Origin of the sequence: Pseudomonas sp. PDM18 (assembly GCF_014852585.1) — a bacterium.
In the GTDB taxonomy this organism is placed as follows: Bacteria; Pseudomonadota; Gammaproteobacteria; order Pseudomonadales; family Pseudomonadaceae; genus Pseudomonas.
Window position 1 is genome coordinate 205,852 of the sequence record NZ_JACVBX010000003.1, and the last position, 24,252, is coordinate 230,103.

Here is a 24,252-nt window from a genome sequence, read left to right on the forward strand (position 1 = left end):
AAAGCCCCGCATCAGCGGGGCTCTTTCAGCACAGCGAGGCTTACAGGTAGAAGGACTTCAGCGGCGGGAAGCCGTTGAATTCCACCGCGCTGTAGCTGGTGGTGTAGGCGCCGGTGGACAGCCAGTACAGGCGGTCGCCAGCGGCCAGGTTCAGCGGCAGGCCGTACTTGTAGTGCTCGTACATGATGTCCGCGCTGTCGCAGGTCGGGCCGGCGATCACCACTTCTTCCAGCTCGCCCGCCTTCTCCACGTGGATCGGGAACTTGATGGACTCGTCCATGGTTTCGATCAGGCCGGAGAACTTGCCTACGTCGGTGAACACCCAGCGCTCGACCGCGGTACGCGACTTGCGCGCCACCAGCACGACTTCGCTGACCAGGATGCCGGCGTTGGCGATCAGCGAGCGGCCCGGCTCCAGGATGATTTCCGGCAGCTCGTCGCCGAAGTCTTCCTTGAGGAAGCGGATGATCTCTTCCGCGTAGGTTTCCAGGCTGTTGGTCTTGGCGATGTAGTTGGCCGGGAAGCCGCCGCCCATGTTGATCAGTTTCAGCTCGATGCCGTCTTCCTCCTTCAGGCGCTCGAAGATGACCTTGACCTTGGCAATCGCTGCGTCCCACACGCCGATGTCGCGCTGCTGCGACCCCACGTGGAAGGACACACCGTAGGGCACCAGACCCAGGTCGCGGGCCAGCACCAGCAGGTCCATGGCCATGTCGGACTGGCAGCCGAACTTGCGCGACAGCGGCCAGTCAGCCGAGGTGGAGCCCTCAGTGAGGATGCGCACGTAGACCTTGGAGCCCGGCGCGGCCTTGGCGATGTTGCGCAGGTCGGCTTCGGAGTCGGTGGCGAACAGGCGCACGCCCTTCTCGTAGAAGTAACGAATGTCGCGGGCTTTCTTGATGGTGTTGCCGTAGCTGATCTGCTCGGCGCGCACGCCGGTCTTCATCACCTTGTCCAGCTCGTAAATGGAGGCGATGTCGAAGTTCGAACCCTTGTCGCGCAGCAGCTCGGTGATTTCGGTGGCCGGGTTGGCCTTCACCGCGTAGTAGATCTTGGCGAACGGGAAGCAGCCGGTCAGTTGGTCGTAAGCGTCGGCGATGGTCTGCTTGTCGATGACAACGAAGGGGGTTTCCTGCTTGTCGGCAAACGCCTTCATTCGCTGGAAGGTTTCGGGGGCGAAGTAATCCTCGACCTTGATGGACATGGTTGGGACTCCAAATGGCAGAACAGGTTATTCGTAGGGGTGAAGCTGAACGTCGAATCCGTTTCCCCACTTTGGTTCGCCTACTTCCCAAGGCATGTCGCCGAGTATCACCGGTACCGGTCAATGGCGCCGGTGCCTCTCGTCGTCAGTACTTGAGCCGGATGGATCGTTTCCAGCATGGACGTTCGGGCGCGAACTTTAGGACCTGAAGTTCGTGAGTTCAACCCTGAATTGCCGCTTTTTTACATCCCTTTGTCGCACTGCCGGTTGACTGTTTCGGATACTCAACAAAATGCACGGAATACCGCACAGAACGGGGCTTTCGACGCGTTTCTGCATCATCGGCCTACTGAGTTAACGACCGGTGACAGAGGGGGGAGTTCAGCGTTTCGGGATGGGTGGCGCGGGAGGTGATTTCGTGAGGAGTGCAGTGGGGAAAATCGGAGCTGGGTGTGAGCTGGGTGTGCCCTCTCCTTGAAGGGAGAGGGCAGCCATCCGCAGCGAAATCAGCATTCGCACCGAAGAATCAGACGCCCAACCTTCACCTGTAAAGTCAGGAAGCCTGAGCAACCTCCGCCGGCGACACGATGTTGGTCTTGCGCCCACGCGAGCGCCCCGAGCTCAGGTAATCGGCGATCGACTCCTGCGTCACCTCGCCGAGGAACTGCCCTTCGGCATCCAGTACAGGCAGCCAGGAGCTGTTGAACTCGTACATGCGCGACAACAGGATGCGCAGGTGCTCGTCATGGCTGGCCGTCACGCGGAATTCATTTAGGAAGTTGCCGCATACTCCGTCCTGGCGACGCAGCTCCTTGCGGCGCACGTAACCCAGGCCCTTGCCGTTGGCATCCACCACCACCAGGTAACGTCGGTCGTCCTCCTCCATCCTCTCCAGCGCTTCGGCCACCGGCGTGTCCGGGCTGGCGGTGACGATGCTGCTGTCGGCCGCATCCTCGGCGCGCACCAGCAACAGGCGCTTCAAGGTACTGTCCTGGCCGGTGAAGGCGCTGACGAACTCGTCCGCCGGGTGCGCCAGCAAGGTGTCCGGATGGTCGAACTGGAGCAGGCGGCCACTCTTGAATACCGCCACCTTGTCGCCCAGCTTGATCGCCTCGTCGATGTCGTGGCTGACCATGATCACGGTCATGCCCAGCTTGCGCTGCAGTTCGAAGAACTCGTTCTGGATCGACTCGCGGTTGATCGGGTCCACCGCACCGAAGGGCTCATCCATCAGCAGCAAGGGCGCATCCGCCGCCAGTGCACGGATCACGCCGATCCGCTGCTGCTGGCCGCCGGACAGCTCGCGCGGGTAGCGCGACAGGTACTGCTTGGGCTCGAGCTTGACCATGGACATCAACTCGCGCGCCTTGTCCTTGCACTTCTGCTTGTCCCAGCCGAGCAGCCGCGGCACGACCATGATGTTTTCCTCGATGGTCATGTTGGGGAACAGGCCGATCTGCTGGATCACGTAGCCGATCTGCCGGCGCAGGGTCACCTCGTCCAGTTCGGCGGTGTCCTGGCCATCGATCAGCACGCGCCCGGAGGTGGGCTGGATGATGCGGTTGATCATCTTCAGCGTGGTGGTCTTGCCGCAACCGGAGGGGCCGAGGAACACGCAGATCTCGCCCTTCTCCACGGTCAGGCTGACCTTGTCCACGGCGCGGAACTCCTTGCCATCCTTGAGGGTGAAGGTCTTGGTCAGTTGGTCGAGTTCGATCATGTTCAGTCTCCTGTCTGCGGGCGCAGGCCCTTCGGGGTGAGCGCACGCTGCAGCCATTGCAGCAGCAGGTCGGCGGCGATGGCCAAGAGGCTCACCAGCACCGCGCCGACCACCAGCATGGGCATGTTGGATTGGCTGATGGAATTGAGGATGAGGACGCCCAGGCCACCGGCGCCGATCACCGCGGCGATGGTCATCACGCCGATGTTCATCACCACGGCGGTGCGCACGCCGGCGAGGATTACCGGTACGGCGATGGGGATGTCGACCATCCGCAGGCGCTGCCAGAAGGTCATGCCGATGCCCTTGCCGGCTTCGCGAATGCCGGGCTCGACATTGGTCAGGGCGAGGTAGGTGTTGCGCAGGATCGGCAGCAGCGAATAGAGGAACACCGCGGTGATCGCCGGCAGCGGGCCGAGGCCCTGGCCGATCTTCGAGTAGAGCGGCAGCATCAGGCCGAACAGCGCGATGGACGGGATGGTCAGCACCACGGTGGCGGCACCCTGCAGCGGCCCGGCGAGCCAGCGGAAGCGTGTCATCAGCACGCCCAGCGGCACACCAACGATGATCGCCAGGCCCACGGCGATGGACACCAGCATCAGGTGCTGCAGCGTCAGTTGTCCGACCTGGGTCCAGTCCAGCCGGGAGATCACGGTCATGAAGTCCATGTCAGTTTTCCTCCCCGACAGATTGGCCCTTGTCGCCCAGCAGCTTGTGCTCGCGCAGGAACCTCTGCGCCACGCGCTGCGGCGGTTCCTGTTCGATGTCTACCTGGGCGTTGAGCGCCTGCATGGTCTTGTCGTCGAGCAGGTCGGAGATGGGCTCGAACAGGGTCTTCAGCTCCGGGTGCTTTTCCAGCGCATCGGCGCGAAGCACCGGGGCGGCGTTGTAGAAGGGGAAGAAGTGCTTGTCGTCTTCCAGCACGCGCAGCTTGAAGTCCTTCAGGCGGCCGTCGGTGGTGTAGACGAGGCCGACGAACACCTGGCGATTCTTCAGCGCGGTGTAGACCAGCCCGGCATCCATCTGCCGCACGTCATCGCGGGTGAAGTGGAAGCCGTAAAGCTCGCTCATCGGTCCGAGACCGTCGGGGCGCCCGGCGAACTCCGGGTCCATGGCGAACAGGTGGGTCTGCTTCGCGCCCTGTTCCTTCATCACCCGCGCCAGGTCGCTGAGGGTGCGCACGCCGAGTTTCTCGGCCTGCTCCTCGGGCATCGCCAGGGCGTAGGTGTTGTTGAACGGTGCGGGCTTGGGCCAGACCAGGCCTTTCTTGCCGTCCAGCTCGCGGACCTTGGCCAGCGACTGCTGGGCATCGAGCTTGTCCTTGACCTTGTTGTAGACAATCAGCGACGAGCCGGTGTACTCCCAGACCAGGTCAAGCTGGCCGCTCTGCTGGGCGCTGCGCGCCAGGGTGCTGCCCAGGCCGTTGGTGACCTTCACGTCGTAGCCCTTGCTCTGCAGGTACTGCGCGGTGATGGCGGTGAGGATGCGCTGTTCGGTGAACGGCTTGCCGCCGATGCGGATCACGTCGGCCGCGTGCGCCGTTCCCGTGGCGGCGGCGAGCAGCAGGCCCAGCGCGCCAAGCAGACGTTTCATGCCGGCTCCTTTGAAATCCAGTCCCTTCATTGCGTCAGCCCCCGTTCCAGCAGGGTGCGGCTGAACAGCACCACCAGGCCATCGAGCACCAGCGCCAGCAACGCGGTGCACACAGCGCCGAGCAGAAGCTTGGACTGATCGTCCAGGGCAATGCCGGGGAAGATCAGGCTGCCCAGGCTGTTGGCGCCGATCAGGAAAGCCAGCGGCGCGGAACCGACGTTCAGCGCCAGGGCGATCCGTACACCGCCCATGATCAGCGGCACCGCGTTGGGCAACTCGACCCGCAGCAGCACCTGGCGCGGCGTCATGCCGATGCCGGTGGCCGCTTCCTTGAGCGAGGCCGGCACGGCGCGCAGACCTTCGTAGGTGTTGCGCACGATGGGCAGCAAGGAGGCGAGGAACAGCGCGAGGATCGCCGGGCCATTGCCGATCCCGACTATCGCCAGGGCGATGGCCAGCACAGCCAGCGGCGGGATGGTGTTGCCGACATTGAACACCTGCATCAGGCGTTCGGCCTGCCCCTGCAGGGCGGGCCGGCTGAGCAGGATGCCGGCGGGGATACCGACCGCGACGGCGGCCAGCATGGACACGAACACCAGGAACAGGTGCGCCTGCAGGTAGAACAGCAGGTCTTCGCGGTATTGCCACAAGGTGGCAGGGGTGATCCAGTGGATCAGCAAAGCCAGAACAACGACTGCAAGGCAGACGCCGAACAGGGCCTTGCCCGTGGTGGTTTTCACCATGGTTGGGGAACTCCCTTCGGGTGCGCGGCGACTGGCATCGCCCCGCTCACTTGACGCTCGATCCCGTCCAGAAACCCATCTGGACCTCGATTAAACGCGACGGGAATCAAGCACTTGCGAATGCGTTTGCGGATTACCGTCGCGAAGGGATGGACCCCCGTCCGTGTCCATCCGTTCAATAAAATTGCCATCCTTGTGCCATCGCACGCTGGCGAAATCGGCGTCAGCCCCCATGGTCCGGGGGCTGCGGCCGACAATTTTTTTTTGAAAAAACCGTCGGTGCGGCTGAACCATCGCCCCTCACAACTTGCCCAACGCCGAATGCGCCCGGCGAAGACGCACGGGGTTTCGCTCAGCGGTTATCATCGGGTTCCTTTCGCGTGCCCCCGACCCATGGATAGGTCACTCGGGGCCGGCGTCTTGCCTACCACGGAGATCCTTCACCATGCTTGATCTGGCTGCGGCGTTCATCGCGCTGACCACCCTGCTCACCTACGTCAACTACCGCTTCATCCGCCTGCCGCCGACCATCGGCGTCATGGCCACCGCCCTGGTGTTCTCCTTCATTGCCCAGGGCATGTCGCTGCTCGGCTACCCGGTCCTGGAAGTCGAGATGCAGCAGATCATCAGCCGCATCGACTTCTCCGACGTGCTGATGACCTGGTTCCTGCCTGCGCTGCTGTTCGCCGGCGCGCTGCACGTGAACCTCGCCGATCTGCGCAACTACAAGTGGCCCATCGGCCTGCTCGCCACCTTCGGCGTGCTGATCGCCACCACCGTGATCGGCTACCTGGCCTACTACACCTTCGCCCTGTTCGGCTGGCACGTGGACTTCATCTACTGCCTGCTGTTCGGCGCGCTGATCTCGCCCACCGACCCCATCGCGGTGCTGGGCATTCTCAGGTCCGCCGGCGCGCCCAAGCCGCTGGCTACCACCATCGTCGGCGAGTCGCTGTTCAACGACGGCACCGCCGTGGTGGTCTTCACCATCCTGCTGGGCATCCTGCTGGCCGGCGAGACACCCACCGCATCCACCATCGCCTGGCTGTTCGTGCAGGAGGCCATTGGCGGCATCCTGTTCGGCGCGGCACTGGGCTACGGGGTGTTCCTGATGATGCGCGGCATCGACCAGTACCAGGTGGAAGTCATGCTGACCCTGGCCCTGGTGATCGGCGGCGCGGCACTGGCGGCGCGGCTGCATGTCTCGGCGCCGATCGCCATGGTGGTGGCCGGCCTGATCATCGGGAACCAGGCCCGGCAGTACGCCATGTCCGACGAAACGCGGCGCTATATCGACAAGTTCTGGGAGCTGATCGACGAGATCCTCAATGCCCTGCTGTTCGCCCTGATCGGCCTGGAGCTGCTCCTGCTGCCGTTCAACTGGCTACACGTGGTCGCTGCCTTCGCCCTCGGCGGAGCGGTGCTGATCTCGCGCCTGCTCACCGTGGCCCCGGCCATCCTGGTGCTGCGCCAGCGGGAGAATGGCCGCCGCCAGGTGCCTGCCGGCACCATCCGCATCCTTGTCTGGGGCGGTCTGCGCGGCGGCGTGTCGGTGGCGCTGGCACTGTCCCTGCCGCTGGGCGAGCAGCGCGACCTGATCCTCAGCCTGACCTACGTGGTGGTGCTGGTGTCGATCCTGCTCCAGGGCCTGTCCATCGGCCCGCTGGTGCGGCGCATCTACAAGGGCGCCGAGCCCGACGCCGACAACCACCACTGACGGCCCCTTCAAAGGCCAAGCGCCTTGCGTCGCCGGGTCTGCCGGCGACGCTGCTGTTTACGCTATAATCCCGCGCTTTTCGGGCCGCTCGCCGCCCGTCTTCACCGAATCGACCAGGCACCCATCCATGAGCATCCAAGCCGCCGAAGTCGCGAAGCGCCGTACGTTCGCGATCATTTCCCACCCCGACGCCGGTAAGACCACCATTACCGAGAAGCTCCTGCTGATGGGCAAGGCGATTGCCGTCGCCGGTACCGTGAAGTCGCGCAAATCCGACCGCCACGCCACCTCCGACTGGATGGAGATGGAGAAGCAGCGCGGCATCTCCATTACCACCTCGGTGATGCAGTTCCCCTACCGCGAGCACATGATCAACCTGCTCGACACCCCCGGCCACGAAGACTTCTCCGAAGACACCTACCGCACCCTGACCGCGGTGGACTCGGCACTGATGGTCCTCGACGGCGGTAAAGGTGTAGAGCCGCGCACCATTGCCCTGATGGAAGTCTGCCGCCTGCGCGACACGCCCATCGTCAGCTTCATCAACAAACTCGACCGTGACATCCGCGACCCGATCGAGCTGCTCGACGAGATCGAAGCGGTGCTGAAGATCAAGGCCGCGCCGATCACCTGGCCGATCGGTTGCTACCGCGACTTCAAGGGTGTGTACCACCTCGCCCAGGACAAGATCATCGTCTACGTGCCGGGCCACGGCCACGAGCGCATCGAAACCAAGGTCATCGACAAGCTCGATTCCGACGAGGCACGCGCGCACCTGGGCGACCTCTACGACAACTTCCTCGAAGAACTGGAGCTGGTGCAGGGCGCCTGCCACGAGTTCGACAAGGACGCCTTCCTCAAAGGCGAGATGACCCCGGTATTCTTCGGTACCGCGCTGGGCAACTTCGGTGTCGACCAGGTGCTCGACTGCATCGTCGACTGGGCCCCGCAACCGCTGGAGCGCGGCGCCCACGAGCGCACCGTGGCGCCGACCGAGGAGAAGTTCTCCGGCTTCGTGTTCAAGATCCAGGCAAACATGGACCCGAAACACCGCGACCGCATCGCCTTCATGCGCATTTGCTCTGGCAAGTACGAGAAGGGCATGAAGATGCGCCACGTGCGTTTGGGCAAGGACGTGAAGATCGCCGACGCGCTGACCTTCTTCTCCAGCGAGCGTGAGCAGCTGGAAGAGGCCTTCGCCGGCGACATCATCGGCCTGCACAACCACGGCACCATCCAGATCGGCGACACCTTCACCGAAGGCGAGGCGCTGGGCTTCACCGGCATCCCGCACTTCGCCCCGGAGCTGTTCCGCCGCGTGCGCCTGAAGGACCCGCTCAAGTCCAAGCAGCTGCGCCAGGGCCTGCAGGAACTGGCCGAGGAAGGCGCCACCCAGGTGTTCTTCCCCGAGCGCAACAACGACATCATCCTCGGCGCCGTCGGCGTGCTGCAGTTCGACGTCGTCGCCAGCCGCCTGAAGGAGGAATACAAGGTCGAGTGCGCCTACGAGCAGATCAACGTCTGGTCCGCGCGCTGGATCGAGTGCAAGGACGAGAAGAAGCTCAAGGAGTTCAAGGACAAGGCCTTCGAGAACCTGTCCGTGGACGGCGGCGGCCACCTCACCTACCTGGCCCCGACCCGCGTCAACCTGAGCCTGATGGAAGAGCGCTGGCCGGACATCACCTTCCGCGCCACCCGCGAACACCACTGAGTTCGCCGCTCCCGAAAACGCCCGCCTTGTGCGGGCGTTTTCATTTGCGCCGATCGGATTCTCGCAGGAGCAATTCTGCGTTACGGATCAAGTGCGCCCGAACTCCAGGTACTGGACGTCGCACTGCCGGTCAGCTTGGCGGCGATGGCGCCCAGCGGGATCAGCCGGTCGCGATAGCGTGTGGCAAGCAGCCCGCTCTGCGGTGCGCGCAGGATGTGCTCGCTGCTGGCATCGCCGGGACGGGCAATGATGCGCGCGAAGCGCTCGCCCGCCTCGATGTACTCGCCCAGCTCGCGTTCGAAAACCAGCACGCCGGCCGCCGGGGCGAACACGGTTTCCATGAAGCCCATGGGCGTGGCTATGCCCTTCCACTCCGGCAACGGCCCGGCATCGTTCACCACGCCACGGGCTCCCAGGAAGCGGTAGAGACCGTCGGCATCCTGCTGCGCCAGCGCGTCGCTCACGTCGCCCTGGCCACGCAGCTCGACGGTCGCCACCAGGCGTCCGGCGAAGCGCTGCTCGGCCTGCCACGGGGCGATTACCACCTCTTCGAACGCGCCGTCGCCATCGCCTTCCCAGATGATCGCCAGCTCCGCGCACAGCGCAGCGGCGAGGTCCTGCGCGGCAGGCCAGAAACACTCGTGGATGTAGACGTACTGCAGCGCCTCGTCGTCGGTGTGCAAGTCGAGCACGATGTCCGCCGGCGCGGCCAGTTCGGCCAGGCGTTTCTGCCACAGCGTGAGGCTGTCCAGGGTGCCGCTGGCAGCCGCCGAGGCGATGAAGCCACGATTGAAGTTGCGGGAGGTCGCGTCGTGGTTCCGACCGAGAATCCGTCCCTGGCGGAATTGCCCGATGCCGATGGGATTGGCCTGCGGCACCACCGTCACGCTGCCATTGAGCGCACCGCGTTCGGCGGCTTCGCGCAGGCGTGGCAGCAGCTCGTGAAGCACCAGCATCCCGGCGATTTCATCGGCGTGCACGCCGGCCTGCAGGTGCACCTTCGGCCCCGGTCTGCCGCCGTCGATACGCCAGGCGCGCACACGCAGTTCGGCACCGGAATCACCGGGTACGGCGAAGGATACGTCCTCGATCATCTGTCTTCTCTCCTCTGTCTGGCCTCTGTCTGCCCTCTATCCAAAAGGCCCGTGGAAATCTTCCTCGTCGCCTCCTAGTATCGAAACCGTTCGCCGCTCGCCGGCACCACGCAACACAGGACGCCCCCTTGGATATCCCCCGCCAGAAAGCCCAGCGTGCCACCCCCGAGGAACGCCGCGATCACCTCGTGCGCGCCTGCCTCAAGTGCCTGGTCGCCGATGGCCATGCGGGCATCTCGGTGCGTCGCATCGCCAAGGAGGCTGGCGTCGCCGTGGGCTTGGTGAATCACCATTTCGGCAGCATCGACGCGCTGGTCGCCCAGGCCTACGAAACCCTCGCCAGCGAGGTCACCCAGGCGCTCTACCAGCAGGTCGACGCAGTCGGCAACGACCCCGCCGCACGCATGGAAGCCTTCCTCACCGGCTCCTTCTCGCCCCAGGTGCTGGACCCCGACCTGCTCAGCCCCTGGGTAGTGTTCTGGAGCCTGATCCGCCATTCACCGCCGGTGAACGAGGCGCACGAGCGCGGCTACCACAGCTATCTCGCCATCCTGGAAAAACTCATCAGCGAACTCGCCAGCGCCGAAGGCTTCAGCGTGGCGCGCCCGCGCCTGGCAGCCATCGGACTCTCCGCCATGCTCGACGGACTGTGGCTGGAGTGGTGCCTGAACCCAACCAACTTCAGCGCCGCCGATGGCCTGGAACTCAGCCGCTGCTGGGTGGAAGGACTCCGCCGCGGCGCCTACGCGTGAGGTACGGCAAGGATCTGCCGCGCGTTGGCTGGATATCGTTGGGCGAGTAATGAAATCTCAAACTGCCGTCCTTGCACGGCGCTTAGCCAGCCATGAACGCTGCGTCGTCTTCTGCGCCTCGCGGCGCACCGGCGTGGCGCGCTCCAGCAAGGCGAACAGCGCCTCGATGATGAAGGTCAGGCAGATGTAGATCGCCGCCACCAGCAGCAGTGGCTCATAGACCTGGAAAGTCTGCGCACGCACCACGTTGGCCGCGCCAAGCAGGTCGACCACGGCGATGGTAGAAGCCAGCGCGGTGGACTTGAGCAGCATCACGCTCTCCCCCGCCAGGGTCGGCAGCAGCAGGCGAATCGCGCGCGGCAGCCACACGCGGTAGAGCACCAACCTGCGGTTCATACCGAATGCCGAAGCCGCCTCCAGCTCGCCGCGCGGCACCGCCTTGAGGCCGCCGCGAACCACCTCGCCGACATAGGCGCCGACCGAAAGGATCAGCGCGATCACGATGTACCAGAAGCCATCGCGCAGGTATGGCCAGAGGAAGCTGCCGCGGATCAGCGGGAATTGCGCGAAGAGGCTGCCCAGGCCGTAGTAGAAGATGTAGATCTGCACTAGCAGCGGCGTGCCGCGAATCACGCTGGTGTACGCCAGCGCCAGGCGCGAGACCAGGAAGTTGCGCGACATCCGCGCCAGCGCCACGCCCAGCGCCAGCACGAAGCCCAGCGTGGCGGAAATCAGCAGGATCACCAGGGTGGTGCCCAAGCCCTTGAGCAGCAGGGCCGCATAGACGAATAGCCAGTGTTCGTTCATCGCCGCGCCTCGTTCAGACCGCCGGAATCCAGCGGCGGAAGCGCCGCTCCAGGTAGCCCGCGAACAGGTTGGAAAGCACGGTGAGCACGTAATACAGCGCCGCCGCGGTGAGGTAGAAGGTCAGGTAGTGGCGGGTCGAGCCAGCAGCCTGCTTGGCGGTGTAGAGCAGCTCGTTGGTGCCCACCACGCTGATCAACGCGCTGTCCTTGATCAGGTTGACCCACAGGTTGGCCATGCCGGCCAGGGCGTTGGGCGCCATCATCGGCAGGGTCACCCGGCGGAACAGGCCGAAACCGTGCATGCCGTAGGCGCGCGCCGCTTCGATCTGGCCATAGGGAATCGACTGGATGGCGCCCCGGAAGATTTCCGAGGCGTAGGCGCCCTGCACCAGGCCGAGCACGGCAATGGCCACCATCATGCCGTTGAGCTTCACCTGGCCGTAGCCGAGCCATTCGAAGAACTGGTTCAGGCCCATGGAGCCAACGTAGAACAGCAGCAGGATCAGCAGCAGCTCCGGCACCGCCCGGCACAGCGTGGTGTAGCCCCGCGCGAGCATCGCCAGCGGGCGCGGTCCGCTGATCTTGGCGCTGGCCGCGGCCAGGCCGATCAGCAGGCCGACGAGAAAGGCACCGACGGAAATCTGCAGGGTGACCAGCAACCCCTTGAGCAGGGCCGGGCCCCAGCCGGTGGGACCGAAGCCGATCAGGTCGAAGATGCTTTGCATGGCCGTCTCCAGGGTGGGAGGCTCAGGGTCATCCCCGTGCCCGCAGCGGGCACGGGTCCGGCTCACGCCGGAATCACTGCTTGGGCGCGACGCTCATGCCGAAGTACTTGTCCGACAGCGCCTTGTAGTCATCGCTGGCGAGCAGCTTGCCGATGGCCTCGTCCATCTTCGCCTTCAGCTCGGTATCACCCTTGCGCATACCGGCGCCGACGCCGCGGCCGAACAGCGGGTCGTACTTCACTTCACCCTTGTTGACGATGCCGGCCGCCTGGGCGTCCGGCGACTTGACGAAGGACGCCACGGCGATGCCGTCGGCCATCATCAGGTCAATGCGCCCGGCCACCAGGTCGGCGTTCACCGAGTCCTGGGTGTCGTAGTAGCGCACGTCTGCGATCTTCTCGTAGTACTTCTTCAGGTAGTTGGAGCTGACGGTGGAAATCTGCACGCCGATGGTCTTGCCCTTCAGGCCCTCGGGGCTGATCTGCACGTCGACCGCCTGGGGCGCGGCGACGGCCACCGGGGTGTCGTAGTAGGGGCGGCTGAAGGCGATCTGCTTCTCGCGCTCATCGGTGATCGACAGGGAGTTGAAAATCACGTCGATCTTCTTCGCCAGCAGCGCCGGGATGATGCCATCCCAGGCCACCTCGTCGATCTCACAGGTGGCTTTCATCTCGGTGCAGACCTTGCGGATCAGGTCCGGCTCGAAGCCGACCCAGCTGCCATCGGGCTGCTTCTGCGAGAACGGCGGATAGGGCTCGGCGGCCAGGGCGAAGCGGATCGTCTCTGCGTGGGCGCTCGCCACGCCGGCCACCAGCATCGCCGCACCCACCATCAGATTGCACAGACCTTTCTTGTTCATCGTGATCCCCTGCATTGTTTTATTTAGTGTTGGGTCACGCTCATCGATGCGCCGACAGCGCGGCATCGGTCAGCGATTCTGGTGCGCGTTGACGAACTGCCGGCAGCGCTCGCTGCGCGGCCGCGAGAAGACCTCCTCGGCGGTGCCCTCCTCCTCGATCAGGCCCTTGTGGAGGAACGCCACATGGCTGGACACATCGCGGGCGAAAGCCATCTCGTGGGTGACCAGGATCATGGTCCGCCCCTCCTCCGCCAGCGAGCGGATCACCTTCAGCACTTCGCCCACCAACTCCGGGTCCAGCGCCGAGGTCGGCTCGTCGAACAGCATCACTTTCGGCCGCACGGCCAGCGCGCGGGCAATGGCCACGCGCTGCTGCTGGCCGCCGGAAAGAAAGGCCGGGTACTCGTGGCGCTTCTCAGCCAGGCCGACGCGCTCCAACAGCGCCTCGGCGCGCTCGCGGGCCTCGGCCTTGCTCTCGTGGAGGACAAAGGTCGGCGCCTCGATCAGGTTCTCCAGCACGGTGCGGTGCGGCCACAGGTTGAAGCTCTGGAACACCATGCCCAGCTGTGAGCGGATGCGGGTGAGCTGCTTCTGGTCGGCCACCATCGGCTCGCCGTGGCGGTTCTGGGTCAGGCCGATGGTCTCGCCATTGACCGTGACCGAGCCCTGGTTGGGAATCTCCAGCATGTTGATGCAGCGCAGCAGGGTGCTCTTGCCCGAGCCGCTGGCGCCGATCAGCGAGATCACCTCGCCCTCGCGCGCCGACAGCGACACGCCCTTGAGCACCTCGAAGTCGCCGAAGCGCTTGTGGATATCGCGCACTTCGATGACCGGCCTGGACTGCGCTTGCGGCTCTTGTAGGAGCGAGTCATGGCCGCGACCCGCCTCGACACGGGCCACATCACGGACGGAGTCTGCTCCTACGGCGTTGGCCTTCGCCGGAAGAGTTTCGACAAAACGGATGATCCGCGCACAGGCCTCCGCCATGCTCTCGTCGCTCAACCCGAAGGACAGCCGCACAAAGCCCTCCGCCTGCGGGCCGAAGGCCGCCGCATCGAGCACCGAGACGCCGGTGGCGTGGAACAGCTGCCAGGAGAAGTCCAGCGAGCTGAGGCCGGTGTCGCGCACATCGACCATGACGAACATGCCGGCCTCGGGCGACAGCACCTTCAGTCGTGGGCAATCGCTCAGCGCGGCAACCACCAGGTCTCGGCGGCGGCGGTAGATCTCGCGCATTGTCGTGACAACCTCGTCGTGACGCTCCACCGCCGCGAGGGCGGCCTCCTGCACGAAGCCCGGCAGGCCGTAGAACATGTTCAGCGCGAGGTTTTCCAGGTGCCCGACCAGCGTCGGGTTGGCGACGATCCAGCCGGCGCGCCAGCCGGTCATGGCGTGGGATTTCGACAGGCTGCCGATGCTCAGGGTGCGCTCGGCCATGCCGGGCAGCGCCGCAAAGCTCTGGTGTTCGCGCTCGAAGGTGAGGCCCTCGTAGACCTCATCCACTACTACCCAGAGATCATGGGCCTCCGCCAGCGCGGCAATGGCCAGTAGCTCGTCGCGGTCCAGCACGACACCGGTGGGGTTGCTTGGATTCGCGAGGAAGATCGCCTTGGTCCGTGCGGTGATCGCTGCGGCGATATCTCCGGCCAGCGGGCGGAAGCCGTTTTCCGGGCGGGTCGGAACCCCGACCAGCACGGCGCCGGTGGCTTTCAGCGTGGCTTCGTAGGTGACGTAGACCGGGTCGAAGGTGATGACCTCGTCGCCCTGCTCCAGCAGGCACATCGCGGCAGCAAACAGGCCGTTTTGAGCACCGGCGACGACGATGACGTTTTCGGGCCCTGCGTTTTGGCCGAAACGCCGTTCATGTAAAGCCGCGATCGCCTCGCGCAGTGCGGGTTTGCCGGCTACATCACTGTAATGGGTGTCGCCATCGCGCAACGCGGAAACGGCGGCATCGGTGATGAAGTCCGGAGTAGCGAAATCGGGGTCGCCGACGCTGAGCACTATCACGTCGCGGCCGGCTCGCTGGGCAGCGATGGCGGCGTAGTGAATGTCCCAGGCGGCGACGCCGGGTCCGACCATCCTGTCCACAAGCGACGAATAACGCATGCAAGGGCCTCATCCGAATGACGGAATGTCCTGCAGAAGGGTCCGCAGGAGCGTTGGGCCACCATAGCCAAGGATGAACGAGTGTTCAACAGCGTTTTCCGACATCAGCCATGTCGTTTTCAGACCGTTCTCACGCCTCCCGCTCATTCTTCGGGTACTGCGTGTCGCAAGTTCGACCGACGAACGGAATCACGACATCCACTTAACGGCTTCTTAACGATCTCCCCCGTAGCGTTCTCTCACCCCCTGACAGAGCCGTGACGGCCTTTGGAACACCACATGGAAATGCCCTTCCTCCCCTTCTCCCGCCCCAGCATCGGCGAGGAGGAGATCCAGGCAGTCAATGAAGTCCTGCGCTCTGGCTGGATCACTACCGGACCGAAGAACGCCGAACTGGAACAACGCTTTGCCCAGTCGATCGGCTGCCGCCACGCCGTGGCACTGTCTTCCGCGACCGGCGGCATGCATCTGGCGCTGCTGGCCCTGGGCATCGGCCCAGGTGACGAGGTGATCACCCCGTCGCAAACCTGGGTTTCCACCGTCAACATGATCAGCCTGCTGGGCGCCACGCCGGTGTTCGTCGATGTCGACCGTGACACCTTGATGACCGACGCCGCGCGCATCGAGGCCGCGATCACCCCGCGTACCCGCGCCATCATCCCGGTGCACTACGCCGGCGCCGCCTGCGACATGGACCCGATCGACGAACTCGCCCTGCGCCATGGCATCCCCGTGATCGAGGACGCCGCCCACGCTGCCGGCACCTTCTACCGTGGCCGCCCGGTTGGCCAGCGCGGCACCGCGATCTTCTCCTTCCACGCGATCAAGAACCTCACCTGCGCCGAGGGCGCCATGTTCGTCACCGATGACGAAGTCCTGGCCAATCGCGTACGCACCCTGAAGTTCCATGGCCTGGGCGTCGACGCTTACGACCGCCTGACCCACGGCCGCAAGCCGCAGGCTCAGGTGGTGGAGCCGGGCTTCAAGTACAACCTCACCGACATCAACGCCGCCATTGCCCTGGTCCAGTTGCCCAAGCTCGAAGCGATCAACGCCCGCCGCGCCGAACTGGCCGCCGGCTACGCCGAGCGCCTGGCGCACCTGCCCGTGCAACCGCTGGTGGTGCCGGACTACCCGCAGCATCACGCCTGGCACCTGTACGTCCTGCGCATCGACCAGGAGCGCTGCGGCATCGACCGCGAAGCCTTCATGCAGGGCCTGCAGCAACGCGGCATCGGCAGCGGCATTCACTTCATCGGCAGCCACCTGCACAGCTACTACCGCCAGCGCTACCCGCACGTGCAACTGCCCAACACCGAGTGGAACTCCTCGCGGATCGTCTCCATCCCGCTGTTCCCCGACATGACCCAGGCCGACCAGGACCGTGTGGTCGACGCCATCGAAACCCTGCTCCGGTAACGCCACCGTGAAACCCTATCCGATCAATCGTGTGTCCATCGTCATCCCGGTGTACAACGAAGAGGCCAGCCTGCCCGAGCTGCTGCGCCGCACCACCGCCGCCTGCGAACAGCTGGGCCGCGACTACGAGATCGTGCTGATCGACGACGGCAGCCGCGACAGCTCCGCCGACCTGCTGCAGGAAGCCGCACAGGCGCCGGGCAGCCACGTGGTTGCGGTGATCCTCAACCGCAACTACGGCCAGCACGCGGCGATCATGGCCGGCTTCGAGCAGTGCCAGGGCGACCTGGTGATCACCCTCGACGCCGACCTGCAGAATCCGCCGGAAGAAATCCCGCGCCTGGTGGCCGAAGCCGCCAAGGGCTACGACGTCGTCGGCAGCGTGCGCCAGAAACGCCAGGACTCCGCCCTGCGCCGCTGGCCGTCGAAGCTGATCAACCTCGCCGTGCAGCGCTCCACCGGCGTGGCGATGAACGACTACGGCTGCATGCTGCGCGCTTATCGCTCGAGCATCGTCAAGGCGATGCTCGCCTGCCGCGAACGCAGCACCTTCATCCCGATCCTGGCCAACAGCTTCGCCCGCCACACCAGCGAGATCCTCGTCGCCCACGCCGAGCGCGAGCACGGCGAGTCGAAGTACGACTTCCTGCGCCTGATCAACCTGATGTTCGACCTGGTCACCTGCATGACCACCTCGCCGCTGCGCCTGCTGTCCTTCGTCGGCGGGGGCATGGCGGTGGCCGGCTTCGCCTTTGCCCTGATGCTGCTGGTACTGCGCCTGCTGTTCGGCGCCGCCTGGGCCGGCCACGGCGTGTTCGTGCTGTTCGCCGTGTTGTTCATGTTCACCGGCGTGCAACTGGTCGGCATGGGCCTGCTCGGCGAGTACCTGGGCCGCATGTACAACGACGTGCGAGCCCGTCCCCGCTTCTTCATCGAGCGCATCGTCCGCACCGAGACACCGCGCGCCCAGATCACCACTTCTTCCCCTTCTCTCGAGTCCATCCAGCCATGACCCAGCAGACCATCGTCTTCGCCTACCACGACTTCGGCTGCGCCGGCATCGAAGCGCTGCTCGCCGCCGGTTACCAGATCGACGCCGTCTTCACTCACGCCGACGATCCCAAGGAAAACCGCTTCTATGGCTCCGTAGCGCAGCTCTGCGCGCGCCTGGGCATCCCGGTACACGCCCCGGAAGACGTCAACCACCCGCTGTGGGTCGCACGCATCCGTGAGCTGCAGCCGCGGTACATCTTCTCCTTCTACTACCGCCACCTGCTCAGCGAAGAACTGCTGGCCTGCGCCGCCAAGGGCGCCTACAACCTGCATGGCTCGCTGCTGCCGCGCTACCGTGGCCGCGCCCCGGCCAACTGGGTGCTGGTCAACGGCGAGACCGAGACCGGCGTGACCCTGCACCGCATGGTCACGCGCGCCGATGCCGGCGGCATCCTCGCCCAGCAGAGCGTTGCCATCGGCGCCGACGACACCGCCCTGGTGCTGCACGGCAAGCTGCGCGAAGCCACCCGCGAGCTGCTCGCCTCCGCCCTGCCGCGCCTGGCGCGCGGCGAGCTGCAGGAAGTCGCCCAGGACGAATCCCGCGCCAGCTACTTCGGTCGCCGCACCCCGGCGGACGGCCAACTCGACTGGAAACGCCCGGCCCGCGAACTGCACAACCTGGTGCGCGCCGTGACCCAGCCCTACCCCGGCGCCTTCGCCCCGGTGGGCGATCGCAAGCTGATCGTCTGGAGCTCGCGCGTCGCTGCCGGCAACAACGGCATGGCACCCGGCTCGGTGCTGTCGGTCGATCCCCTGCGCATCGCCTGCGGCGAAGACTCGCTGGAAATCCTCTCCGGCCAGCAGAATGACAGCGGCCTGTTCCTCGCCGGCCCGCAACTGGCCCGCGAGATGGGCCTGGTGGATGGCTCGCGCCTGCACGGCGCCGTCGGCAAGCCCAAGCGCAAGACCCGCGTGCTGATCCTCGGCGTCAACGGTTTCATCGGCAACCACCTGTCCGAGCGCCTGCTGCGTGACGGCAACTACGAGGTCTATGGCCTGGACATCGGCTCCGACGCCATCGAGCGCCTGAAAGGCAACCCGGACTTCCACTTCGTCGAAGGCGACATCAGCATCCACACCGAGTGGATCGAGTACCACATCAAGAAGTGCGACGTGGTCCTGCCGCTGGTGGCCATCGCCACGCCCATCGAATACACCCGCAACCCGCTGCGCGTGTTCGAGCTGGACTTCGAGGAAAACCTCAAGCTGGTCCGCTACTGCGTGAAGTACAACAAGCGCGTGATCTTCCCGTCCACCTCCGAGGTGTACGGCATGTGCACCGACGCCAACTTCGACGAGGACACCTCCAACCTCATCGTCGGCCCAATCAATAAGCAGCGCTGGATCTACTCGGTCTCCAAGCAATTGCTCGACCGCGTCATCTGGGCCTACGGCCAGAAAGGCCTGAAGTTCTCGCTGTTCCGTCCGTTCAACTGGATGGGCCCGCGCCTGGACCGCCTGGACTCGGCCCGTATCGGCAGCTCCCGCGCCATTACCCAGCTGATCCTGCACCTCGTGGAAGGCACCCCGATCCGCCTGGTAGACGGCGGCGAGCAGAAGCGCTGCTTCACCGACGTGGATGACGGCATCGAGGCGCTGGCACGCATCATCGACAACGAAGGCGGCCGCTGCGACGGGCAGATCGTCAACATCGGCAACCCGGATAACGAAGCCAGCATCCGCCAGTTGGGCGAAGAGCTGCTGCGCCAGTTCGAGGCCCACCCGCTGCGCGACCAGTTCCCGCCCTTCGCCGGCTTCCGCGAAGTGGAAAGCCGCAGCTTCTATGGCGACGGCTACCAGGACGTGTCGCACCGCAAGCCGAGCATCGAGAATGCCCGTCGCCTGCTGAACTGGCAGCCCACCGTCGAGCTGTCCGAGACCATCGGCAAGACCCTGGACTTCTTCCTCCGCGAAGCCCTGGCCGAGCGCGTCGGCGGCCAGCCTCACGCCGTCCCGCTGAAAAGCATCGCCTGATGCGGGCAGGACTGCGCATCGATGTCGACACCTACCGCGGCACCCGTGACGGTGTGCCGCGGCTGCTGGACATGCTCGAGGAAGCCGACGTCAAGGCGACCTTCTTCTTCAGCGTCGGCCCCGACAACATGGGGCGCCACCTATGGCGCCTGATCCGCCCGCAGTTCCTGTGGAAGATGCTGCGCTCCAACGCCGCCGGGCTTTATGGCTGGGACATTCTCCTGGCCGGCACCGCCTGGCCGGGCAAGCCGATCGGCCGCGACCTGGGCCACCTGATGCGGCGCGCCCAGGACGCCGGCCACGAAGTCGGCCTGCACGCCTGGGACCACCATGGCTGGCAGGCCAACGCCGGCCGCTGGAGCGCGCAGCAACTGGAGCAGCAGATCCGCCGTGGCGTGGATACCCTCGCCGACATCCTCGGCAACCCGGTGGAGTGCTCGGCGGTGGCCGGCTGGCGCGCCGACGAGCGCACCGTGGAAGCCAAGGAGCGCTTCGGCTTTCGCTACAACAGCGATTGCCGCGGGAGCTCTCTGTTCCGCCCGCGCCTGGCCGACGGCCGCGCCGGCACCCCGCAGATCCCGGTGGATATGCCCACCTTCGACGAAGTCGTCGGTCCGCAGGTCGCGCCGTCCGCCTTCAATGACTACATCCTTTCCCGTTTCGACATGGACGCCTTGAACGTGTACACCATTCACGCCGAGGTCGAAGGCATTCTCATGGCCCACGACTTCCGCCGCTTGCTGGCCCAGGCACGGGCCGGCGGCATCCGCTTCGTTCCGCTGGGCCGTCTGCTGCCGGACGACCCGACCACCCTGCCCGTCGCCAGCCTGGTGCGCGGCGAACTGGCCGGCCGCGAAGGCTGGCTGGGGGTGCAGCACGCATGAAGCGCCTGGCCTACCCGTCCCTGCTAGCCGCCTTCGTACTGTGCATCCTGCTGCCGATGGCCTTCCACGGGCTGTGGATTCCCGACGAGTCGCGCAATGCGCAGATCAGCCAGGCCATGCTGCAGAGTGGCGACTGGGTGTCCCCGCATCTGCTTGGCCTGCGTTACTTCGAGAAGCCCACCGGCGGCTACTGGCTGACCGCTGCCAGCCAGGCCGTGTTCGGCCAGAACCTTTTCGGCGTGCATTTCGGCTCGGCGCTGGTCACCGCCCTAAGCACCTTGCTGGTCAGCCTGATCGCCCGCCGGTTGTGGAACGACCCGCGTCGCACCTGGGCCGCGGGCCTGTTCTACCTGAGTTTCGGGCTGATCGCCGGGCAAGCCGGCTACGCCAACCTCGATCCCCAGTTCACCTTCTGCGTGAATCTCAGCCTCGGTGCCCTGTGGTTCGCCTTCGACGCCAGGACCACCCGTGGACGCTTCGCCGCCTGGAGCCTGATCGGCGCAGCCTGTGCCTTCGGCCTCATGACCAAGGGCTTCCTCGCCTTCCTGCTGCCGGTGATCGTCGGCCTTCCATACGCATTGCTGCAGAAGCGCTTTGGCGATTTGCTGCGCTACGGTCTGCTGGCCGTTCTGGTAGCGATTCTGGTGAGCGCGCCCTGGGCCCTGATGATCCACGCCCGCGAGCCGGACTTCTGGAACTTCTTCTTCTGGAACGAGCACATTCGCCGCTTCGCCGCCGAAGACGCCCAGCACGGTCGACCGATCTGGTTCTTCGTGCCTCTGCTGTTCGCCAGCGCACTGCCTTGGGCGGTGCTGATCATCCCGGCGCTGCGCAACGGCATGCAGGGGTGGCGCGACTCCAAGCTGGTATTCCTGCTGCTGTGGTTCGTCATGCCGTTCCTGTTCTTCAGCCTGGCCAAGGGCAAGCTGCCGACCTACATCATGCCCTGCTTCGCCCCGCTCGCCCTGCTGATGGCCGATGCCATCGGCCGTGCGTTGCAGCAGCGCAGGCTGATCGCGCTGAAACTCAACGGCGCGCTCAACCTGCTGCTGGGCAGCAGCGCGCTGGCCGGCCTGGTGTTCATGCAGGCTCGCCACCCGCAGTACCACGACGAACTGCCCAGCGTGCTGATGATCGCCCTGGTCTGCGTCGTCTGGCTGCTGGCCGGCCTGCTGCAGCTGCTGCAGCCCAATCGCTACTGGGCGGCGCCGGCCTTTGCGGCCTGGCTGCTGGTGGCACTGGTCCCCAATGCGCTGCCGAACAAGATGGTCAACAGCAAGATGCCCGACCAGTTCATCGCCGAGCACCTGGAGCAGCTCAAGGGCGCTCACAGCCTCATGAGCAACGACCTGGGCGCCGCGACCGCACTTGCCTGGCGCACCCAGCGCAGCGATATCACGCTGTTCAACACCGAAGGCGAGCTGAAGTTCGGCCTGGGTTATCCCGAAGGCCATGGCCGCAGCATAGCCCCTGAAGACATCCACGCCTGGATCGAGCGCGAGCGCGCCGAAGGCCCCATCGGCGTGATCATGCGGGTCAACAGCGCCAGCGACGAAGCCGAACTGGCCATGCTGCCCAGCGACGCCATCAGCTACCGGCAGAACCACCTGGTGGTCCTGCTGATTCCGCAGGCCAAGCCATGACCGCCCTGCTGCTGGCCGGAGTCTGCCTGCTCACCTGCATGGGCCAGCTGGCGCAGAAATTCGCGGTGGAAAGCTGGCGCGATGCTCCTTCAAGCATGGCTGCGAAACTCTTCTCGCCCTGGCTGCTGCTGGCCGTCGCCTGCCTGGGGGTCGGCCTGCTCCTCTGGCTGCTGGTCCTGCAGCGCCTGGAAGTGGGCGTCGCCTACCCCATGCTGAGCCTGAACTTCGTGCTGGTGACGCTGCTGGCAAGCCGCCTGTTCGGCGAGCGCATCGATGCGCGCCACTGGTTCGGCGTGGCGCTGATCGTCGGCGGCGTCGCCCTTCTGGGGATGCACTCGTGAAGCGCGGCATCGCTTTCGCTCTGGGCAGCGTACTGCTGGTGAGCGGCGCGCAGCTGGGCATGCGCTGGAGCATGACGCGCCTGCCGTCGCACTGGCCGTTCGACCTCGCGCAACTGGACCTTGCCGCCCTGTCGGCGCTGGCCGGCGCGGTCCTGGCCTATGCGCTGTCGATGCTCAGCTGGCTGCTCGCCCTCAAACACCTGCCGCTGAGCCGCGCCTATTCGTTGCTGAGCCTGAGCTATGCGTTCGTCTACCTCGGCGCCGCCTTGCTGCCGGGCTTCGGCGAGCCCCTGAGCCTGCAGCGCACCCTGGGTGTCGCCCTGGTGATTGCCGGCGTGATCGCAATCAACGCACCACGCCGCCCTGACAGAACAACCGTCATCAAACCCAGCGACGCTCGCTCCGAGCGCGCGCAGTTCGACTGACCCCAATCCCGCTTCGAGTCCCTATCCGGGAGAGCACAACATGAAAATCAGCGTATTCGGAATCGGTTATGTGGGCCTGGTGCAGGCCGCGGTCATGGCCGAAGTGGGCCACGACGTCCTGTGCATGGACATCGACGAAGACAAGATCGCCAAGCTCAAGCGCGGCCAGATCAGCATCTTCGAACCGGGTCTCGCCGAGCTGGTAAAGGACAACCTGGAAGCCGGCCGCCTGCGTTTCACCAGCGACGTCGCCGAGGCCGCCGGCCATGGTCGCGTGCAGTTCATCGCCGTCGGCACCCCACCGCTGCCCGATGGCTCGGCCGACCTGCGCGCCGTACTGGCGGTGGCCGAAGGCATCGCCCGCCACCGCACCCAACCGGTGATCATCGTCGAGAAGTCCACGGTGCCGGTGGGCACTGGCGACCGCGTGAAGACCAAGGTGCTGGCGGTGCTCGCCGAAGCAGGCCGCAGCCTGGACTTCGAGATCGTCTCCAACCCCGAGTTCCTCAAGGAAGGCTCGGCGCTGGCCGACTGCCGCAAACCCGACCGCATCGTCATCGGCTGCGAAAGCGCCGAGGTGCTGGACGTGATGCGCGAGATCTACGAGCCGTTCAACCGCAACCACGACCGCATCCTGAGCATGAACCTGCGCAGCGCGGAACTGACCAAGTACGCCGCCAACTGCATGCTCGCCACCAAGATCAGCTTCATCAACCAGATCGCCGAGCTGGCCGAGCACCTGGGCGCCGACATCGAGGCGGTACGCCAGGGCATGGGCGCCGACCCGCGCATCGGCTACCACTTCATCTACCCCGGCTGCGGCTACGGCGGCTCGTGCTTCCCCAAGGACGTCCAGGCCCTGATCCAGAGCGCCGAGGAAGCCCACTGCTCCAGTGACCTGCTGCGCGCGGTGGAAGCAGTGAACCAGCGGCAGAAGAGCAAGCTGTTCGAGCGCATCCGCAGCTATTACGGCGGCAAGCTCAAGGGCCGCACCTTCGCGCTCTGGGGCCTGTCGTTCAAGCCCAACACCGACGACATGCGCGACGCCCCCAGCCGCACCCTGATGGAGGCCCTATGGGAAGCCGGCGCCAAGGTCCGCGCCTTCGACCCCGAAGCCATGCCCGAAGCGCAGCGCCTGTACGGCCACGATGAACGCCTGACCTTGATGGGCACGCCGGAAGCCACCCTGGGCGGCGCCGATGCGCTGGTGATCTGCACCGAGTGGCGGCAGTTCAAGGCACCGGATTTCGAGCTGGTGGCCAGCCGCCTGAAGACGCCGGTGATCTTCGACGGGCGCAACCTATTCGACCCCGAGCGCGTGGCACGCTATGGCTTCGAGTACTTCCCCATGGGCCGCGGCGACTCGCACCGCCTGCCGGTGCCGGCGCAGGCCGCCGAGCAACGTCACCGACGCAGCGCCTGACCCAAGCTGAACCAGCAGGAGCGGACTTCGTCCGCTCCTGCGTCAGTGCAAGCTCCG

General features: G+C 65.5%; 21 protein-coding genes. 11 read left to right on the top strand and 10 right to left on the bottom strand.

The genetic code is table 11. From position 1 onward, the window contains the following. Positions 1 to 40 precede the first annotated feature (40 nt). From IB274_RS08920 to IB274_RS08940, 5 genes are all read right to left on the bottom strand, one after another. Complete coding sequence (locus tag IB274_RS08920; protein ID WP_192431619.1) at positions 41 to 1,204, bottom strand: type III PLP-dependent enzyme; 1,164 nt, start codon at positions 1,202 to 1,204, stop codon at positions 41 to 43. Positions 1,205 to 1,757: 553 nt separating this feature from the next. Beyond that, positions 1,758 to 2,924 carry a betaine/proline/choline family ABC transporter ATP-binding protein gene (locus IB274_RS08925; protein ID WP_192431620.1) on the bottom strand — a complete coding sequence of 389 codons (1,167 nt, stop codon included), beginning with the start codon at positions 2,922 to 2,924 and terminating at the stop codon, positions 1,758 to 1,760. Between the two features lie 2 nt (positions 2,925 to 2,926). Then, on the bottom strand, positions 2,927 to 3,592 hold the full coding sequence (locus IB274_RS08930; RefSeq protein ID WP_081517409.1) for an ABC transporter permease: 666 nt from the start codon (positions 3,590 to 3,592) through the stop codon (positions 2,927 to 2,929). A 1-nt stretch (position 3,593) separates the two neighbouring features. Continuing rightward, positions 3,594 to 4,517 carry a glycine betaine ABC transporter substrate-binding protein gene (locus IB274_RS08935; RefSeq protein ID WP_192431621.1) on the bottom strand — a complete coding sequence of 308 codons (924 nt, stop codon included), beginning with the start codon at positions 4,515 to 4,517 and terminating at the stop codon, positions 3,594 to 3,596. A gap of 26 nt (positions 4,518 to 4,543) precedes the next feature. Further along, positions 4,544 to 5,260, bottom strand: coding sequence for an ABC transporter permease (locus IB274_RS08940; protein ID WP_192431622.1), 717 nt, complete (start codon positions 5,258 to 5,260; stop codon positions 4,544 to 4,546). Positions 5,261 to 5,705: 445 nt separating this feature from the next. Between IB274_RS08940 and IB274_RS08945 the strand changes: the two genes are divergently transcribed. Together IB274_RS08945 and IB274_RS08950 are read left to right on the top strand one after the other, a co-directional pair. Further along, positions 5,706 to 6,977 carry a cation:proton antiporter gene (locus IB274_RS08945; protein ID WP_192431623.1) on the top strand — a complete coding sequence of 424 codons (1,272 nt, stop codon included), beginning with the start codon at positions 5,706 to 5,708 and terminating at the stop codon, positions 6,975 to 6,977. A 127-nt stretch (positions 6,978 to 7,104) separates the two neighbouring features. Further along, complete coding sequence (locus IB274_RS08950; RefSeq protein ID WP_054906664.1) at positions 7,105 to 8,688, top strand: peptide chain release factor 3; 1,584 nt, start codon at positions 7,105 to 7,107, stop codon at positions 8,686 to 8,688. 80 nt (positions 8,689 to 8,768) lie between these two features. Here the strand turns inward: IB274_RS08950 and IB274_RS08955 are convergent, their stop codons facing one another. Beyond that, the gene (locus IB274_RS08955; protein WP_192431624.1) at positions 8,769 to 9,782 is read right to left on the bottom strand and encodes a succinylglutamate desuccinylase/aspartoacylase family protein; all 1,014 of its coding nucleotides are present in this window, start codon (positions 9,780 to 9,782) and stop codon (positions 8,769 to 8,771) included. Between the two features lie 128 nt (positions 9,783 to 9,910). Between IB274_RS08955 and IB274_RS08960 the strand changes: the two genes are divergently transcribed. Beyond that, positions 9,911 to 10,534: a TetR/AcrR family transcriptional regulator gene (locus IB274_RS08960; protein WP_192431625.1), complete on the top strand. Its 624-nt coding sequence runs from the start codon at positions 9,911 to 9,913 to the stop codon at positions 10,532 to 10,534. Positions 10,535 to 10,591: 57 nt separating this feature from the next. On the opposite strand, the gene IB274_RS08965 is transcribed toward IB274_RS08960, so the two are convergent. From IB274_RS08965 to IB274_RS29935, 4 genes are all read right to left on the bottom strand, one after another. After that, positions 10,592 to 11,341 carry an ABC transporter permease gene (locus IB274_RS08965; RefSeq protein WP_192431626.1) on the bottom strand — a complete coding sequence of 250 codons (750 nt, stop codon included), beginning with the start codon at positions 11,339 to 11,341 and terminating at the stop codon, positions 10,592 to 10,594. Positions 11,342 to 11,354: 13 nt separating this feature from the next. After that, positions 11,355 to 12,065 (bottom strand): ABC transporter permease, encoded by a 711-nt coding sequence (locus IB274_RS08970; protein ID WP_192431627.1) that lies wholly within the window; start codon positions 12,063 to 12,065, stop codon positions 11,355 to 11,357. 73 nt (positions 12,066 to 12,138) lie between these two features. Further along, on the bottom strand, positions 12,139 to 12,924 hold the full coding sequence (locus tag IB274_RS08975; RefSeq protein WP_192431628.1) for a transporter substrate-binding domain-containing protein: 786 nt from the start codon (positions 12,922 to 12,924) through the stop codon (positions 12,139 to 12,141). 69 nt (positions 12,925 to 12,993) lie between these two features. After that, on the bottom strand, positions 12,994 to 15,033 hold the full coding sequence (locus IB274_RS29935) for an aminotransferase class I/II-fold pyridoxal phosphate-dependent enzyme (protein ID WP_192431629.1): 2,040 nt from the start codon (positions 15,031 to 15,033) through the stop codon (positions 12,994 to 12,996). Positions 15,034 to 15,312: 279 nt separating this feature from the next. Between IB274_RS29935 and arnB the strand changes: the two genes are divergently transcribed. Genes arnB through IB274_RS09020 form a run of 8 tightly spaced genes read left to right on the top strand, consistent with a single transcriptional unit; the run spans position 15,313 to position 24,195 of the window. Continuing rightward, entirely contained in the window at positions 15,313 to 16,452 is a 1,140-nt protein-coding gene (gene arnB / locus IB274_RS08985; protein ID WP_192431630.1) for a UDP-4-amino-4-deoxy-L-arabinose aminotransferase, read from the top strand. Between the two features lie 7 nt (positions 16,453 to 16,459). After that, on the top strand, positions 16,460 to 17,464 hold the full coding sequence (gene arnC / locus IB274_RS08990; protein ID WP_192431631.1) for an undecaprenyl-phosphate 4-deoxy-4-formamido-L-arabinose transferase: 1,005 nt from the start codon (positions 16,460 to 16,462) through the stop codon (positions 17,462 to 17,464). After that, positions 17,461 to 19,479 carry a bifunctional UDP-4-amino-4-deoxy-L-arabinose formyltransferase/UDP-glucuronic acid oxidase ArnA gene (gene arnA, locus IB274_RS08995; RefSeq protein WP_192431632.1) on the top strand — a complete coding sequence of 673 codons (2,019 nt, stop codon included), beginning with the start codon at positions 17,461 to 17,463 and terminating at the stop codon, positions 19,477 to 19,479. Before arnC ends, arnA begins: the two co-directional genes overlap by 4 nt. Then, positions 19,476 to 20,363 carry a 4-deoxy-4-formamido-L-arabinose-phosphoundecaprenol deformylase gene (gene arnD / locus IB274_RS09000; protein ID WP_412548416.1) on the top strand — a complete coding sequence of 296 codons (888 nt, stop codon included), beginning with the start codon at positions 19,476 to 19,478 and terminating at the stop codon, positions 20,361 to 20,363. Before arnA ends, arnD begins: the two co-directional genes overlap by 4 nt. After that, positions 20,360 to 22,006 carry a lipid IV(A) 4-amino-4-deoxy-L-arabinosyltransferase gene (arnT, locus tag IB274_RS09005; RefSeq protein ID WP_192431634.1) on the top strand — a complete coding sequence of 549 codons (1,647 nt, stop codon included), beginning with the start codon at positions 20,360 to 20,362 and terminating at the stop codon, positions 22,004 to 22,006. Before arnD ends, arnT begins: the two co-directional genes overlap by 4 nt. Next, the gene (arnE, locus tag IB274_RS09010) at positions 22,003 to 22,347 is read left to right on the top strand and encodes a 4-amino-4-deoxy-L-arabinose-phosphoundecaprenol flippase subunit ArnE (RefSeq protein ID WP_192431635.1); all 345 of its coding nucleotides are present in this window, start codon (positions 22,003 to 22,005) and stop codon (positions 22,345 to 22,347) included. The genes arnT and arnE overlap by 4 nt, the downstream gene beginning before the upstream one ends. Beyond that, on the top strand, positions 22,344 to 22,772 hold the full coding sequence (gene arnF, locus IB274_RS09015; protein ID WP_192431636.1) for a 4-amino-4-deoxy-L-arabinose-phosphoundecaprenol flippase subunit ArnF: 429 nt from the start codon (positions 22,344 to 22,346) through the stop codon (positions 22,770 to 22,772). The genes arnE and arnF overlap by 4 nt, the downstream gene beginning before the upstream one ends. Positions 22,773 to 22,812: 40 nt before the next feature. Beyond that, positions 22,813 to 24,195, top strand: a complete 1,383-nt coding sequence (locus IB274_RS09020; protein ID WP_192431637.1) for a UDP-glucose dehydrogenase family protein — start codon at positions 22,813 to 22,815, stop codon at positions 24,193 to 24,195. The last annotated feature ends 57 nt before the right edge of the window (positions 24,196 to 24,252 follow it).